The 16,432-nt window shown below is 28.9% G+C and carries 18 protein-coding genes; 13 read left to right on the plus strand and 5 right to left on the minus strand.

Translation table 11 applies throughout. From position 1 onward, the window contains the following. The first annotated feature begins 4 nt into the window (after nt 1-4). The 11 genes from ACHRVZ_RS08185 to ACHRVZ_RS08235 all read left to right on the plus strand — a co-directional run bounded on the left by ACHRVZ_RS08185 (nt 5) and on the right by ACHRVZ_RS08235 (nt 11,087). Nucleotides 5-1,003 carry a hypothetical protein gene (locus tag ACHRVZ_RS08185; RefSeq protein ID WP_395421799.1) on the plus strand — a complete coding sequence of 333 codons (999 nt, stop codon included), beginning with the start codon at nt 5-7 and terminating at the stop codon, nt 1,001-1,003. A 57-nt stretch (nt 1,004-1,060) separates the two neighbouring features. After that, the gene (locus ACHRVZ_RS08190) at nt 1,061-1,591 is read left to right on the plus strand and encodes a hypothetical protein (RefSeq protein WP_395421800.1); all 531 of its coding nucleotides are present in this window, start codon (nt 1,061-1,063) and stop codon (nt 1,589-1,591) included. Between the two features lie 49 nt (nt 1,592-1,640). Beyond that, nucleotides 1,641-2,891: an oligosaccharide flippase family protein gene (locus ACHRVZ_RS08195; RefSeq protein ID WP_395421801.1), complete on the plus strand. Its 1,251-nt coding sequence runs from the start codon at nt 1,641-1,643 to the stop codon at nt 2,889-2,891. A 9-nt stretch (nt 2,892-2,900) separates the two neighbouring features. Next, nucleotides 2,901-3,554 (plus strand): class I SAM-dependent methyltransferase, encoded by a 654-nt coding sequence (locus ACHRVZ_RS08200; protein WP_395421802.1) that lies wholly within the window; start codon nt 2,901-2,903, stop codon nt 3,552-3,554. A 16-nt stretch (nt 3,555-3,570) separates the two neighbouring features. Continuing rightward, nucleotides 3,571-4,617 (plus strand): hypothetical protein, encoded by a 1,047-nt coding sequence (locus ACHRVZ_RS08205; RefSeq protein ID WP_395421803.1) that lies wholly within the window; start codon nt 3,571-3,573, stop codon nt 4,615-4,617. Next, nucleotides 4,607-5,878 (plus strand): O-antigen ligase family protein, encoded by a 1,272-nt coding sequence (locus tag ACHRVZ_RS08210; RefSeq protein ID WP_395421805.1) that lies wholly within the window; start codon nt 4,607-4,609, stop codon nt 5,876-5,878. Before ACHRVZ_RS08205 ends, ACHRVZ_RS08210 begins: the two co-directional genes overlap by 11 nt. Nucleotides 5,879-6,510: 632 nt before the next feature. After that, nucleotides 6,511-7,083, plus strand: coding sequence for a hypothetical protein (locus ACHRVZ_RS08215; RefSeq protein WP_395421806.1), 573 nt, complete (start codon nt 6,511-6,513; stop codon nt 7,081-7,083). After that, nucleotides 7,076-8,128, plus strand: a complete 1,053-nt coding sequence (locus tag ACHRVZ_RS08220) for a glycosyltransferase family 4 protein (protein ID WP_395421808.1) — start codon at nt 7,076-7,078, stop codon at nt 8,126-8,128. The genes ACHRVZ_RS08215 and ACHRVZ_RS08220 overlap by 8 nt, the downstream gene beginning before the upstream one ends. Before the next feature lie 10 nt (nt 8,129-8,138). Further along, entirely contained in the window at nt 8,139-9,251 is a 1,113-nt protein-coding gene (locus tag ACHRVZ_RS08225; RefSeq protein ID WP_395421809.1) for a glycosyltransferase, read from the plus strand. A 73-nt stretch (nt 9,252-9,324) separates the two neighbouring features. After that, the gene (locus ACHRVZ_RS08230) at nt 9,325-10,308 is read left to right on the plus strand and encodes a UDP-glucuronic acid decarboxylase family protein (RefSeq protein ID WP_395421810.1); all 984 of its coding nucleotides are present in this window, start codon (nt 9,325-9,327) and stop codon (nt 10,306-10,308) included. A gap of 11 nt (nt 10,309-10,319) precedes the next feature. Next, nucleotides 10,320-11,087 carry a glycosyltransferase family 2 protein gene (locus tag ACHRVZ_RS08235; RefSeq protein WP_395421811.1) on the plus strand — a complete coding sequence of 256 codons (768 nt, stop codon included), beginning with the start codon at nt 10,320-10,322 and terminating at the stop codon, nt 11,085-11,087. Nucleotides 11,088-11,122: 35 nt separating this feature from the next. Here ACHRVZ_RS08235 and ACHRVZ_RS08240 read toward each other — a convergent pair whose 3' ends face one another. The 3 genes from ACHRVZ_RS08240 to ACHRVZ_RS08250 are packed head-to-tail and all read right to left on the minus strand — an operon-like array spanning nt 11,123 to nt 12,991. Beyond that, a complete protein-coding gene (locus tag ACHRVZ_RS08240; protein ID WP_395421812.1) occupies nt 11,123-11,359 on the minus strand; it encodes a hypothetical protein in 237 nt (78 codons plus the stop codon). Next, nucleotides 11,359-11,637, minus strand: a complete 279-nt coding sequence (locus ACHRVZ_RS08245) for an ORF6N domain-containing protein (RefSeq protein WP_395421813.1) — start codon at nt 11,635-11,637, stop codon at nt 11,359-11,361. The genes ACHRVZ_RS08240 and ACHRVZ_RS08245 overlap by 1 nt, the downstream gene beginning before the upstream one ends. Before the next feature lie 46 nt (nt 11,638-11,683). Continuing rightward, complete coding sequence (locus tag ACHRVZ_RS08250; RefSeq protein ID WP_395422505.1) at nt 11,684-12,991, minus strand: phenylacetate--CoA ligase family protein; 1,308 nt, start codon at nt 12,989-12,991, stop codon at nt 11,684-11,686. Nucleotides 12,992-13,123: 132 nt separating this feature from the next. On the opposite strand from ACHRVZ_RS08250, the gene purD reads away from it, so the two are divergent. Next, a complete protein-coding gene (purD, locus tag ACHRVZ_RS08255) occupies nt 13,124-14,398 on the plus strand; it encodes a phosphoribosylamine--glycine ligase (RefSeq protein WP_395421815.1) in 1,275 nt (424 codons plus the stop codon). Here purD and ACHRVZ_RS08260 read toward each other — a convergent pair. After that, a complete protein-coding gene (locus ACHRVZ_RS08260; protein WP_041519835.1) occupies nt 14,390-14,620 on the minus strand; it encodes a hypothetical protein in 231 nt (76 codons plus the stop codon). The two genes, purD and ACHRVZ_RS08260, sit on opposite strands and share 9 nt — an antisense overlap. Nucleotides 14,621-14,760: 140 nt before the next feature. Here ACHRVZ_RS08260 and ACHRVZ_RS08265 point away from each other — a divergent pair, with 140 nt between their 5' ends. Next, on the plus strand, nt 14,761-15,690 hold the full coding sequence (locus tag ACHRVZ_RS08265; RefSeq protein WP_395421817.1) for a DUF6427 family protein: 930 nt from the start codon (nt 14,761-14,763) through the stop codon (nt 15,688-15,690). On the opposite strand, the gene upp is transcribed toward ACHRVZ_RS08265, so the two are convergent. Next, a complete protein-coding gene (upp, locus tag ACHRVZ_RS08270) occupies nt 15,685-16,338 on the minus strand; it encodes a uracil phosphoribosyltransferase (protein WP_395421818.1) in 654 nt (217 codons plus the stop codon). The two genes, ACHRVZ_RS08265 and upp, sit on opposite strands and share 6 nt — an antisense overlap. Nucleotides 16,339-16,432: the final 94 nt, after the last annotated feature.

The following is a 16,432-nucleotide window of genomic DNA, read 5'->3' on the forward strand; positions in this document are numbered from 1 at the left end:
ATAAATGAGTACAAAAGTACCCCAGAACAATGATGATCAAGAAATTGATTTAACTTTCATTTCAAGAAAAATCAATGATTTTTTTCAAGGAATTAGTACTTCTATTTTTAAAGTAATCCAGTTTTTTGTTCGAAACTGGATCATTGTTGCAATTTTAGTTTTGGCCGGATTTGGTCTCGGATTTTTTTTAGACAGTTCTCAAAAGAGTTATAATAATCAGATAATTGTGACTCCAAATTTTGGAAGCGTAGATTATTTATATGATAAAATAGAGTTATTACAATCGAAAATTGCCGAGGGAGATACGCTATTTTTAAGAAAAGAAGTAGGATTAGTAAATCCGTCAATTATTAGCAAAATTGAAATTAAACCAATAACTGATGTTTACAGGTTTATTGAAGATAAAGACAAAAATCTGGAGCTAATAAAATTAATGTCTGAAAACGGTGATGTTAATAAGATTATCGAAGAAAAGATTACTAGTAAAAATTATACTTATCACAAAATTTCATTTATTTCAAATGGATTAGTAGGAGATAAAAATACAATTCAGCCACTGTTAAACTATTTGAACAATTCACAATATTATAAAAAAATTCAAATAATTGCGATCGAAAATATTCAAGAAAATATTGCGCAAAATGATACTATATTAGCTCAAATTAATGGGCTGTTAGATGGTTTTTCTAAATCAGCAAATAGTCCTAAAAATAATAATATGGTTTATTATAACGAAAATTTACAAATCAATGAAGTTTTAAAAACAAAACAAAATTTAATTGTAGAACAAGGTTATAACCGATTGTCAATTGTTAATACTGATAAAATTATAAAAGAAAATAGTTTGGTATTAAATGTTATAAATACGAAAACGATCAATGGAAAACTGAAATTGATTCTTCCGGCTGTGTTTTTGTTTTTGTTTATTTTTTCAGGTTTTGTTTTTAAATTTTATAACAAACAATTAAAAAAAGACAAATTAACTGATCAAATAAAACAATAATTTTACACCGGAATTTAAACTTTAATTTCAATTATTATCTAAACATTTTTTAAAATAATGAAAACAAAATTACTATTGGGGGCTTTTATTTTATTTTTTACTTTGAATTCATGCAAAAATGAGATTGCAAAAGAAGAAGATCCGTCAGTGAAAGATAATTTTTCAGTTGTTATAGAAGGTGTTTTTGAAAAGAATGATAAATTACAGGTTTTTTATTTAATTGACGGACAAGAATGGAGCGAAGATAACTCAGTTTCTCAAGCTATTTATGCTTCTAAAGACATGCAAAAAATAGAATTAGATTTTCCTAAAAACATTAAACTTAAAAATGTTAGAGTTGATTTAGGATTTAATCCAACACAATCTTACGTAACTATTAAAAACATAAGTTTAAAGTATAAAGATGAAATAATTGACGGAGACTTAGAAAATTATATTCTTTATTTTACACCCAATGAATTTGTAACCTGGGATCCTAATTACTTTGGTTATAAAGTAAGTACTATAAATGATCAGTACGATCCTTTTATGTTAGGAAATGAATTATTTATGGATAAATTGGCAATGATGGGACAAAAGAAAGAATAGATCTTAAATTTTTGATTTAATTGTATTTAGATACCAATTTACTCCTTAAATGAAAAAGAATACAATTATAGATTATCTAACTTATGGATCAGGACAATTAATAAATTTAATTGCACCATTATTAGTGGCTCCTAAAGTTATTACTGTATGTGGTATTGTAAATTGGGGGAAGTTAGGTGTTGCACTATCTGTTTTTACACTTTTAGGCCTATTTATTGATTTTGGATCAAACATTCTGGGAGTAAAGCAAATTAGTGTTCATAAAGATCATTTTCAAAAAGTTCAGGAATATTTGAATTGCACATTCGCAATTAAGCTCATATTTTTTTTGATAATACTTTTTGTGATCACTTTTATTAGTATAGTTTTTAATATTAAAGATCAAAAACTTTACTTGCTGGCGTTAACAATGTTATCGGCCCAATTTTTTAATGTAACCTGGATTTATCAGGGATTTGCAAAATTTGGAATTATAAGCAGACTTATATTTTTTTCAAAAGTAATTTACGTGGTGCTTGTTTATCTATTAGTACAAGAGAAAAACGATTATATATATGTTTTGTTGATCTTAGGCGCGTCTAATACACTGGTTTACTTTTATTTTTTTATAAAGATTCATAAGTTGTACAATCTATCTATTTTAAGCGTAAAAACTTCTGCAATCAAAAATCAATTCTTAAACGAATATCCTATACTTATTTCAAATTTTTCGGTAACGACATATACACAAAGTCCAATTTTGATTGTTCAATATTTACTAGGTGATTATTATGCAGGAATTTATAAAATAGGAGATATGATTTTGAGTATTTTCAGGAGTTATTTATCCGTTTTTTTTAATGTAAGTTTTCCTAAATTTTGCGAGAGCTACAGTAAAAATAAAAAAGAAGGACTTTTGTTTTTAAAAAAAATAAATTGTGTTAATATTTGTCTGTTAATTTTTGGTGTGTTAATTCTAATAATTGGTAGTAATTATGTTTTGACAAATTACATTAACAATGAAAAAATTTATAAACTTTTGGGCTTTTATTCCGGTTTTATAATAGTGCCAATTATTACTGCTTTGAATATTCCTTTTTATCAATATTTAATTTACAAAAATGAGCAAAAGGTATTATCTAAAATTTTATCTTTCGGTTCTGTAACGATGTTAATATTAGGCTATTTTTTGACTTTATTTTTTCAATTAAAAGGAAGCCTGACAGCTGTTTTTATAATTGAAGGTTTAATTACAACTTTGATTATAGTATTTTGTGTTAAGAAGTATAGAATTAGTTTTAAAAACATTTCAATTCAGTAAATAAAAATTATGCAAGAGTCTTATTTAGAGAAAGAAAAAGAATATTTTTCGAATGTTAGGAGAGATATTATTTCTTTTATAGGTATGGAAAATGATTTGAGTGTTTTAGAAATTGGTGCAGGATCTGGTGCAACTTTATTGGAATTAAAAAATAAAGGAGTTGCAAAAAAAATTATGGGATTTGATATTGTAGATGTTAATAAGTATAAAGAGAAGTTTGATTCTTTTGTTATTGGAAACATTGAGCACGACACTATTCCGTTCGAATTAAACTTTTTTGATGGTATAATACTGGCAGATGTTTTAGAACACTTAGTTGAGCCGCAAAAAACAATTCAAAAACTAATTCCCTATGTAAAAAAAGGCGGTCATTTTTATATTAGTTTACCTAATGTAAGAAATCATGAAGTTTTTTATAAAATTTTTATCAAAGGAAGCTTTGAATACACAGATGAAGGAATTTTTGATAAAACCCATATTCGTTTTTTTTGTAAAAAAGATATGTTGAAGCTAGTTCATTTATTTACAGAGTTAAAAGTGCAAAAGATAGAGTCAAATTTAAAGCATATCTCTTCAATCAAGTCGACTTTAAACAAAGTAACTTTTGGTGTTTTCGAACAATTTTTAAGTACACAATACTTTATTAAAGTAACCAGAAATTAAAAGGAATAATTTATTAATGAATAAGAAAGTTTATATTGTTCTTTTAAACTATAATGAATCTCATGATTCTATAGAATGTTTAGAGAGTGTTTTAAAGTTAGAGTACAGTAATTATCAAATAATAGTTATTGACAACAGTGAAACATTACAACATTTTAATGATTTGCAATCTTGGGCAAAAGGCGATGCAATTAGTATTGAAACACAATTTAAAAATCTTGTTTATCCATTAGAAAAAAAGCCATTATCTTTTTTAAGTAGTAGCGAAAAAGACTTTTTATTAGGAAGTAAAGAAGAAAAAATAGTTTTTGTAAAGGCAGATCAGAATAAAGGTTTTGCTGCAGGAAATAATTTGGCTCTAAGATATATTTTAAGTCTAGGTGAATCTGATTCTTATATTTGGCTCTTAAATAATGACACAGTTGTAGAGAAAAATGTCCTTGCAAATATTATTTCTGAAATTGACAAAGAAGGCAATTTAAACACTGATATTATTTACGGGACAGCTTTATTAGAATATGATAATCCAACAAAAGTACAATCTCTAGGGGGCCTTTACCATTCAAGAATAGGTTTAACAACACATTTAGGAGAAGGAGTTTTAATTGATGAGGCTATTTTAAACTTTGATAAAATAGTTGCAAATGTGAGTTATCCTATTGGAGCTTCAATAATTGTAAAACATGCTGATCTGGAATCAATAGGACTATTATCAGAAGATTATTTTTTATTTTACGAAGAAATAGATTGGGTTTCGAGAGCAAAGCAAAAGGGCGGAAATGTAAAAATTTTACCGGTTTTTGGAATTTATCACAAGCAGGGAAATAGTACAAAGTCAAAAATTAACAAACAAAAATCGGAATTTATAGATCTGGTTTCAATGAATAGTCGAATTACTTTTGCTAAAAAGTATAATCGAAACAACCTTGGTTTTATTTATTTATCAATTTTAACCTTAACTATTGGTAAGCGAATTTGGCAGGGAAATTTTAAAATAATTCCAAAAATTTTAAAATTGGTTTTTAGTACAAGTAAAAAATTACAGCAATCAAATGAAAATTGATATTAAAAAGGTTTTTTTAGTGTTTTTGCCTTTTACTCAGGCATTAACAATAAATATTTTTTTTCCACTCAAGATATCAGAAATTGCACTTGTAATTTTGATCTTATTCTATGTCAATAAAAAGGTAATTTCAAAAGATAGCGTCTGGTTTTTTAACAACAATCTTATTATTTTATTATTGGCGATTATGGTCACGTTATCATTTATCGTAAATATATATTGGAATTATCCATATCCCCCAAAAGTAATTCCTTTTCGAATAAATAGGATTGGGGATAGTTTTATTAGACTTTGTTATTTTTATTTGTGCTTAGCAGCTTATTTTATATCATTTCGATTATTTACAAAAGATATAAAAATTTTAGAAAAATGGGTTTTAGGCGCTATGGTAGTAGCCATTTATGGATGGTATCTATTTTTGTCATCAAAATTAAACATACCTTATTTTAAACTTCCGGGAATGGGAGAACCACAAATGTTAGAAGGCTTTATTAGATGTAGTACTTTTAAAGAAGGGAATTACTTTGGGCTATTTTTAGTATTGTCAGCATCTGTTTCTTTTTATTTAAAAAAAATGACCCATGGTTGGTTTTTACTTTTTAGTGTAATTGTATCCATGTCTACGATTTCAATAATCTCAGTATTTATTTTTGTTTTATATTTTTATAGAAAGAAACTTCTTAATCTGAGTATTCTGCTTAAAGTCATTCCGGTTGCAATTATTGCGATAGTGCTGTTTATTCAAACTGATCTGTATCAAAAATATGTATATGAAAAACTATTTGATTCAACAAAAACGCTTACGCAAAACAATTTTTCAAAAGTAGATAGAGTTATTACCGGTAAAGTAGCTTTTTACTCCGGAATTGAAAATCCTTTTTTTGGTGTGGGTCCTGCAAATTACGGGCTTCATTATGATTATTACAATAAGTATAAAAAAATTGTTGTAAATAGAAATGAATATTTTGACCGTTTCGCGCAACGAAAAAATGAAAGAGCAATTCCTAATAATGTATATTTAGAAGTTTTATCTGAATACGGTGTAATTACTTTAGCATTATTTATCCTGTTTTTGTTTTTAGTTTTGACAAAAGCGTATTATTTAAAAGAAGATGCCATTGTTGGAGGTATATTTAGTATTATAATATCTTTTAATGCATTTCCGTCCTTCATAATGCTTTTTATATGGGTTTTTCTTGCGTTGCCATTTGCCATTCATAGAAATAAACTAAATCAAGAAAAAGAACCTGCAAAAATTTAAATTTGCCAATTCAAAAACAGATTATTATGATTCAAGACATCTTTAAGAAATTTAAAATAGAAGTAGTTTGCTTATTTTTTATAGCATTCGCATTTGTATTTAAAATTTCTTTGGCCACGCCTTTTATCTTGCTATTATTGCTTTTGAATGTTTCAAAAATAAAAAAACAGAATAATAATTTGACGGTTAAATTATTGAGTTTATTATTTGGGTTAATGTATGTATTATACCTTTTCTCTTTCTTTTTAAATTATGATTCTTCCTCAAAACTAATTATTAGGTCGCTTGGTTTTATCTTTATTCCAGCATTATTTTTAGTAAAGAAATTTAGTTTTAAGGAAATAAAATATTTTGTTTTTTCTTTTTTGTTTCTGCAGCTTTTACACATATTATATGTTGATTTCATCGTATTGCAATATCAGATATTTTCGACCGCTAAAAGCTTCGAGAACTTTAATGCTTTAGTAGAAAATAAGTTCATAATAGAAAGGCCCTATTTTTCTTTAAATTGTTTACTTTCTATTTTTTGCATAAAATTTTTAATAGACCATACAGCTATTAAAAAAGGAATTCTCTACTCATTTATTGCCTTAATAATATTCACTTTATTTATTATAGCCGCACGACTTGCTATGGGAGTTTCTGTTTTACTTTGTTTCTTTGTTTTTTTAAGAGAAAGAAAACTAATATACTTTTTAGGATTTTTAAGTATTCTGTTTGTCATTGTTTTAACCAATAAATATACCATACAGAGGCTTGCTATAGAAAAAGGTGAACCAAGAATTGTAATCTGGAAATGTGCCAAAGCAATAGTAGATGAAAAAGAGTTTAATTACTTTACAGGAACTTTTAGTAGTGAAAAAGTAGATAAAAAATTAATAGATTGTTATAATTCAAAAGAAGTCTTAAGTGGCCCATACTGGTGGATTGGAAAAAACAATTATGAATACAACACACACAATCAATACCTTTGGTTTTTTGTAAGTTACGGTTTAATTGGACTTACTTTGTTTTTAGGGATTTTTGGTGTTCAGTTTTGGAACTTTATAAAAAACAAAAAAGGGTATTCCTTCTTTTTCATTTTGATCTTTTCGTTTCAAAGTTTATTTGAAAATCTTTTAAGTAGACAGTTAGGAATTTATTTGTTTTTATGGTTTTGTTACTTCTTTATTATCCGAAATGAAAACAGCATTCAAAATGAATAATAAAATAGTAGTCAACGGACGTTTTTTAACGCAAAAAAGTACTGGAGTTCAAAGAGTAGCAACAGAAATAAGCAAACATTTACAAGAACATTACAAAGAAGGAATTGTTTTTGTCTGTCCTAATAAGCCCATTTTAAATCCCGTTGGAGAATCATTAAATTGTATAAAAACGGGTTATTTTTCAGGTTATTTTTGGGAGCAAATAGAATTACCTTTTTTTTTATTTAAAAATAAAGTTTCCCGATTAATTAATTTTTGTAACACAGCTCCAATTCTGTTTAAAAAGAATGTAATTGTCATACATGATATGGCTGTAAAGGAAAATAAAAACTGGTTTGACTGGAAATTTGCATTTGTTTATAATATATTGTTTTACTTTAATTTAAAGAGTGCTCTGAAAATAATTACAGTTAGTAATTTTTCTAAAAATGAAATTTTAAAATTTTACCCCAACATTCAGCAATCAAAAATAGAAGTAATTTATCTCGCAAGTTTTTTTAGTTTTGCCGAAGAAAGAAATCAAAAAGCCGATTATTTTATTGCAGTAAATTCTTTGAACTCAAGAAAAAACATCAATGTAATTTTAGAAGCATTTAAATTATTAGACTCAAATCAGTACAGATTAAAGATTATTGGAGATTCTTTTAATAAGGTTTTTAAGAACGACATTATAGAACATGGATTGAATGTTGAGTTTTTAAATGATGTTTCAGATGCGGAGCTAAAAAAAGAAGTTTCAGAAGCAAAGGCACTTATAAATGCTTCGTTTTATGAAGGTTTTGGACTTTCGGCACTTGAAGCTATGAGCGTTTCTACACCATGTATTTTGTCGAATATTCCAGTATATAGAGAATTATATAAAGAAACAGCTTTGTTTTTTGATCCTAAAAATCCTTTAGAATTAGCTCAGAAAATAAAAGATTTAAAGGGTTTAGAAAACTATAACGATCTTTGTAAAAGATCATTTGAAGCATCTCAAAAATTTAGCTGGAAGATGGCATCTGCACAATATATTGCTATAATTGAAAATCTAAAAAATAAATAAATACAACAACTTGAAAAAAGCATTAATAAGCGATTGGTATTATGTAAATGGAGGAGCTGAAAAAGTAATTCATTCTATAAATTCGATCTGGAAAGATTTCGATCATTACACTTTGATTGATTTTTTGAATGACGAGGACAGGGCTTATATTTTAAATGGAAAAAATGCAAAAACAAGTTTCATTCAAAAATTACCCACTGCAAAGCGAAATCACAGGAAATTTTTGCAATTATTTCCAATCGCAATTGAACAATTCGATTTAAAGGATTACGATTTGATTATTAGTTCTTCATCTGCTGTAGCAAAAGGAGCAAAGACTCGAAAAAATCAGTTGCATATTTGTTATTGTCATTCGCCTATGCGATACGTTTGGGATTTGCAAGATCAATATTTAAAAGATTCCGGACTTGATAAAGGTTTAAAAGGTCATTATGCAAAATATGTTTTGAACAAAATAAAAAAATGGGATGTTTTAAATTCAGAAAGCGTTGATTTTTTTATTGCCAATTCTAATTATATAGCAGAAAGAATAAAAAAGATTTACAATCGTGAATCGACAGTAATTTATCCTCCAGTTGATGTTGATTTTTTTAGTTTAGAAGAAGAAAAAGAAGATTATTATTTTTCAGCTTCAAGATTAGTTTCTTATAAAAAAACGCAGCTAATTGTTAAAGCTTTTAATGAATTACCACATTTAAAGTTGATTGTAGCCGGAGATGGACCTGAGCTTGAAAAACTTCAAAAAATAGCTAAAAGCAATATTGAATTTGTGGGATACATAGATACAGGAAGGCTAAAAAAGTATATTCAAAAAGCCAAAGGATTTGTTTTTGCTGCTGAAGAAGATTTTGGAATTATTCCTGTTGAAGCACAAGCTTGTGGAACACCAGTTATTGCTTTTGGAAAAGGGGGAACATTAGAAACAATTGTCGAAAACAAAACGGGAGTTTTTTTCCAGGAACAGTCAGCACAAAAAATAAAAGAAGCCGTGGTCAATTTCGAGAAATTAAAATTTGATCATAAAATAATTCGTGAGCACGCCATGAAATTTTCTAAACAACGTTTTGAAAATGAAATGAAAAGCTTTGTTGAAGAGAAATTTAAAGCTTTTAAAAGGAGGTAATTTGAAAAGATCAACTCAAATATATTTCTAGAATTTTCAAATCAGTTACATTTGCGATGAATAAATAACCAATATGAAAAGAATACTTATTACCGGAGCTGCAGGATTTTTAGGATCACATTTGTGCGATCGTTTTATCAAAGAAGGCTATTATGTTATTGGGATGGATAATTTGATTACAGGAGATCTTAAAAACATCGAACACTTATTCAAGTTAGAACATTTCGAATTTTACCATCATGATATCACTAAGTTTGTGCACATTCCAGGTGATTTAGATTATATTTTACATTTTGCTTCACCTGCGAGTCCGATAGATTATTTAAAAATTCCAATTCAGACCTTAAAAGTTGGATCTTTAGGAACGCATAATTTATTAGGATTAGCACGAGTAAAAAAAGCAAGAATCTTGATTGCTTCAACATCCGAAGTTTACGGAGATCCGTTGGTTCATCCTCAAACAGAAGAGTATTACGGAAACGTAAATACAATTGGTCCACGTGGCGTTTATGACGAAGCAAAACGTTTTCAGGAATCTATTACTATGGCTTATCATACTTTTCATGGTGTAGAAACCAGAATCGTACGAATTTTTAATACTTACGGCCCAAGAATGCGATTAAATGACGGACGTGTAATTCCTGCTTTTATTGGACAAGCTTTGCGCGGAGAAGATTTAACTATTTTTGGAGATGGAATGCAAACGCGTTCTTTTTGTTACGTAGACGATCAGGTTGAGGGTATTTTTAGATTATTGCATTCAGATTATGTATATCCGGTAAATATTGGAAACCCGGACGAAATCACCATTAAAGATTTTGCAGAAGAGATCATTAAATTAACAGGAACAAACCAAAAGGTAGTCTATCATCCATTACCAATAAATGATCCTTTACAACGCCAGCCAGACACTACAAAAGCGAAAGAATTATTGGGTTGGGAAGCAAAAGTTGATCGTGCTGAGGGAATGAAAATTACATATGATTATTTCAGATCACTTTCTAAAGAAGAACTTTCTAAAGAAGAACATAAAGACTTCTCAAGTTATATCAAATAATCAAGAGCGTTATGAGTGAATTAGTTTCGATTATAACGCCAACCTATAATGCCGAAAAATTTATTAGAAAAACGATAGAATCAGTTCAGAATCAGCGTTATCAAAACTGGGAAATGATTTTGGTTGATGATGCGTCAGTCGATGAAACTGTAAAAATTATTTCTGATTTTACAAAAGCAGATAACCGAATAAAACTGGTTCAATTACCAAATAATTCGGGAAATGGTTTTGCCAGAAACGTTGCATTAGAAAAAGCAACAGGGAAATATATTGCCTATTTAGATGCTGATGATCTATGGTTTCCAACCAAATTAGAAAAACAAATTCAGTTTTTAAAAGAGAATAATTTACCGTTTACTTTCAGTTTTTATGATTGTATAGATGAAGAAGGGAATAACTTAAATCGACGAGTTGAAGCACCTTTGAATTTAACTTATAATCAATTGTTTTTCTGTAATCATGTTGGCAATTTAACAGCCATTTACGATGCTGAATATTTCGGGAAAATTGTAATTGAAGTCACTCAAAAAAGGCAAGATTGGCGATTGTGGCTTACCATTGTAAAACAACTCAAAGAAACAAAGCCAGTTCCTGAACCTTTAGCTGCTTATAGAATTAGAAAAGATTCTATTTCGTCTTCAAAATTCAAATTAATCAAACACAATTTTGGCGTTTACCGAGATTTTCACGGTTATAATTTCGTGAGTTCTGTTTTGTTGATGATACGGTTTTTATTTACTCAATTGGTTATTAAGCCTAAATATATAAAGAAAGTTTAGTATTCTTCAAGTTCACAATTTGTGACCTTGAAGAATTAATATTTTTTATATCCAATTTTCACTCTATCAACTTCGTTCTCTTTTTTCTCAGCTAGTTCATCTAAATAAGAAAAAACCAATTCAATATTTTTATCATGATTCTCCAATTTCTTTTGAATATCAACTTTTATTTCTGTTGTGTCTAAAAGCATTTGTCTCACTTTCGTGAAAATACGCATGATTTGAATATTGGTTTGAATTGCTTTGTCACTTTTTAGAACGCTTGATAACATTAAAACGCCGTGCTCAGTAAAAGCAAAGGGTAATTTTCTAATTCCCCCCAACTTGATGTCGCAATTTGCGACATCAAGTTTTCTAATTCATTTTCGGTAAGTTGAAACATGAAGTCTGAGGGGAAGCGTAAGATATTTCTTTTTACTTGTTCATTTAATCTTCTAGTTTCTACTCCGTAAAGATGAGCCAGATCAAAATCGAGAAGTATTTTTTGACCACGAATAAAGTATATTTTATTAGAAATTGTTTCTTCGGAAAGTAAAGAATGATCGTCCATGAGTTTTTAATTAAAAAAAACAAATGTAAGATTTTATTTATATTTATTAATATGATTTAAACTGTTTTAATTTCCCGCGATTGGTTCTTTCTAAAACCGTTTTTCGGGTAAAACTGAAATTTAAGTTGGGTTCAAGATAAAGGGTGATTGCCTCTTCAATTTTCTTAATTTGATATGAAACTAACTCTTTATCAGAAATATATTCAATTTCGAAAGTATCTAATTTGGTTTGTTTGATGATAAATTCTTTGACATTTCCATCATCTTCAATAATGCTTTTGGTTACATAATAAAAGGTTAATCCAGGCGATTTTTTTCCGCTTGGTAAAAGGGCAACATCATTGGTTCTTCCAATTAGTTTCTTTAAGATTGGTTTTTTCAAAGTACTTTTTTCGTCCAAAATTCCGATGTCTCCAATTTCGTATCTGATAAAAGGATGGGCTTTATTGAACAAAGATGTAATCACGATTCGGCCTTCTTTCCCGTACGGGAGAATTTGATTGTTTTCATCTAAAATTTCGACAAATAATGTTTCGGCATTAACTTGCCATTCTTTGTTTGGATTTTCAAAAGCAATTAAATCTAATTCTGCAGCACCATATTCATTGATAATCGGAATCCTGAATTGCTTTTCTAAAAGTTTTTTATCAGATTCAAAAAGCATTTCCGAAGTAACAAAACAAGCTTTTAAAGTTGGACAAACGTCATTTAAAATGATATTTTTCTGTTCTAAATATTTAGCAAATAAAACAATAGAACTCGTATAGCCATTGATATAATTGAATTTTTTAGTTCTGAATTTTCGTAGAAATTTCGCCAAAACAGCATCAGATAAATCGAAAATCGGAAATCTAAAGCGATGTGTCAAAAAATCTTTGAAACGTTCTTTTTGGTAACCAACAAAATCCATAGGAATTCCGTAAAAACGAGCTTGATACGAATGATTAAAATCGATTTCGAACCAGTCAAAACGCATTATATATGAAGCCCATGTTAAGGCATGAGCATATTTATCTTTGGCAAAAACAAACGGAGTTCCGCTAGATCCTGACGTTTTGTTGATATATACATTTTTCTTTGTATAACCCTTTGAAAGTCTTTCTTCAAGTGGTTTCTGAAGATTTTGTTTATTAAGAACTGGTAAATCCTCCCATTTAAGATCAATTTTGTCTCCAACAAGTTTCTTATAAAAAGCATTATTTTTTAAATGAAAATCAACAATTTCTCTTTTTTTATTTTGAAGAAAAACAGCATATTCTTCATCAGATAAATTCAAGATTTCATCCAATTCGGCTTTGGCTTTCTTTATTGGAAAACCATTTAATTGGAGCGAAATATCAAAAATAGAAATCATTTGAGGATAAATTTTCATCAAAAATAATATTATCCAATTACTAACACGGAAGAATGAACAACTTTTTAAGATTTAATTATTTTTTACGTACAAAAGCAATTATTTTTGCACCACAACTAAATACAACTACACATGACAATTTTACTATTGGGATCAGGCGGAAGAGAACATGCTTTTGCGTGGAAAATGATTCAGAGTCCGCTTTGCGAAAAACTTTTTGTTGCACCAGGAAATGCGGGAACAGCTGCAATTGCTACAAACGTTGCAATGTCTCCAACAGATTTTGATGCAATTAAAGCATTTGTACTTACGGAAAATGTAAAAATGGTGGTCGTAGGACCAGAAGATCCTTTAGTAAAAGGAATTTACGATTATTTTAAAAATGACGAAAGTTTACAACATATTCCGGTTATTGGACCATCAAAATTAGGTGCCCAGTTAGAAGGAAGTAAAGAGTTTGCAAAAGAATTCTTAATGAAACATAACATTCCAACAGCAGCTTACGACAGTTTTACTGCCGAAACGGTTGAAAAAGGATGTGCATTCTTAGAAACTTTACAACCTCCATACGTTTTAAAAGCGGATGGTTTAGCTGCAGGAAAAGGAGTTTTGATTATTCAGGATCTTGAAGAAGCTAAAACCGAATTAAGAAACATGTTGGTTCATGAAAAATTTGGAGCAGCAAGTTCAAAAGTGGTTATCGAAGAATTTTTGGACGGAATAGAATTAAGCTGTTTTGTCTTGACTGACGGAAAAAGCTATAAAATCCTTCCAACAGCAAAAGATTACAAACGTATTGGAGAAGGCGATACAGGATTAAATACAGGCGGAATGGGAGCAGTTTCTCCAGTTCCTTATGTTGATGCTGTTTTGATGGAAAAAATCGAAACACGTATCGTTAAACCAACAATCGAAGGTTTCCAGAAAGACGGAATCGAATATAAAGGATTTGTATTTATTGGTTTGATTAATGTAAAAAACGAACCAATTGTTATTGAATACAATGTGAGAATGGGAGATCCTGAAACTGAGGTTGTAGTACCAAGATTAAAATCTGATTTGGTTGCATTGTTTCAATCAGTTGCAGATCAAAAATTAGACGAATTTACATTAGAAGTTGATCCAAGAAGTGCCACAACAATTATGGTTGTTTCTGGTGGATATCCGGAGGAATTCGAAAAAGGAAAAGTGATTACAGGATTAGAAAATATTACAGATTCTATTGTTTTTCATGCAGGAACAAAATTAGATAACGAAAATGTCGTTAGTAATGGAGGACGTGTTCTGACTGTAACATCATATGGAGACGATTTCCAACAGGCCATAAAAAAATCTTACCAAAATATAGATAAACTAAATTTTGATAAGATGTATTTTAGAAAAGATATTGGCTTCGACTTACTTTAAAAAAGAGTGAGCTGTAGTATCTTGGTTTTCTGTTCCAGCGTCATCAAATATGCGTAATTGTTTAATCCAATAAACGATTGCGCATGCGCAGATGATCATAAAAATCCAGTTAATAGTATTAGCACCAAACCAAGTAATAAGTTCTAGGTGACGTAAAAAGTCAAGTGGAGCGAATAAAATGTTAACGAATAAGTATTGTATTCCTTCAAAAAAAGCTGTCATAATTTATAAAATTATATGTTATTTATTGTTGTGTAACGCATTGAAATCAAAATTCAAATAAAAGAATCTTTTTTCAACTTGTTGGTTTTACTTTTTAAACAAGTATTATATTTACAATCACAAAAGTATAAAATATCCTTATGATAACAAGTGTTTTTAAAAAATCTACGCCATTAAATTATTCATTGGTCGTAATTTTAATACTGGTTTTCGCTTTTATTTTTCAAATTCAGGATCCATCTTGGGTGAGTTCTTATTTTTTGGCGTTTCAAAAAGTAAGTTTGTTGTGCTTTATTTTTGCCTCATTTTTTCTTATTAACTTCATTGTAAAGAAGAACGGACTCAGTAAAGACAATGGATACGCGATATTTTTCTATTTATTATTCATATTGTTTTTCCCTACAATATTTAATGATTCAAATGTAGTTTATGCCAACTTCTTTATTTTGTTGGCACTTCGACGATTGATTTCATTACAATCATTAAAAGCCTCAAAAGAAAAAATATTTGATGCCTCTTTTTGGATTTTAATAGCTTCTTTATTTCAATTTTGGTGTATTCTTTTCTTAATTTTAGTTTTTATATCAATTGTTTTTCACGTTTCCAGAGATTATAGAAACTGGATTTTACCTTTTATAGCACTTATGGCGGTATCAATAATTTTTTTATTGATCTCTTTAATTTTCCATATAGATGTAATTAACTTTTTCCAGGAACGTGCGGTAATTGATTTTAACATTAATTATTTCAAGAATAATTATGAAAATGGAGCACTTTCGATCTATGTTGCAGTAGCTTTATTTTTTGTAGTTTCAATGTTAACAACCTTATCAAACCGACCGCAAATTGTACATTCTTCATACAAAAAAGTAGTAGCTTGCTTTTTTATTGCATTAGTTGTTTATATCGTTTCGCCAAACAAAAGCAATGATTTGTTGTTTTTTAGCATTGCTCCTTTGACGATTATGGCGGCAAGTCATGTCGAATATATGCAACAAAAACTCAATAACGAAATTGTATTTTATGTATTGATTTTGTGTAGTTTATTTACCTTTTTCTCTCAATTATAATTTACTTCCGTAGGCAAGATCACCTGCATCTCCAAGACCTGGAATGATGTAGTTTTTTGCATTTAAATTTTCGTCTAAAGAGGCCACCCATAAATGACAATTTTCAGGAAGATTTTTTTCAAGATAAGCAATTCCTTCTGGTGCGGCAATCACAACTACAATGTGAATTTCTTTAGGAGTGGCATTTTGAACCAGTTTTTCATGAACTGCAACTATAGACTGACCGGTTGCCAACATAGGATCAAGAAGTAAAACCGTTTTATTATTTATGTTTGAAACGGCTTGATATTCAACTAAAATTTCAAATTCAACATCATTATTTGGATGATGCCTGCAAGCCGAAACAAAGCTGTTTTCGGCATGATCAAAATAATTCAAAAAGCCATTATGAAGAGGTAAACCAGCTCTTAAAATCGAGCACAATACCAAATCACTTTCTATTTCGGTAGTTTTTTTTATGCCAAGCGGAGTTTGTATTTCAACATTTTTATATGTTAGGTCTTTGCTTAATTCATAGGCCATAATTTCGCCAATTCGTTCTATATTTCTTCTAAAACGCATACTGTCGTTCTGAACATTTACGTTTCTAATTTGACCTAAAAAGTGATTTAACACGCTATTTTTTTCAGAGATATAATGAATTTTCATAATAAAATTTTAGTATAATCAATTGGTTATGATTTGAAAACGAAAAATTAATTGTTTTTTTCGCACTATAAAAGTATAAAAAGTATCTTTGTGT

Source organism: Flavobacterium sp. FlaQc-57 (assembly GCF_044007395.1).
Classification (GTDB): Bacteria; Bacteroidota; Bacteroidia; order Flavobacteriales; family Flavobacteriaceae; genus Flavobacterium.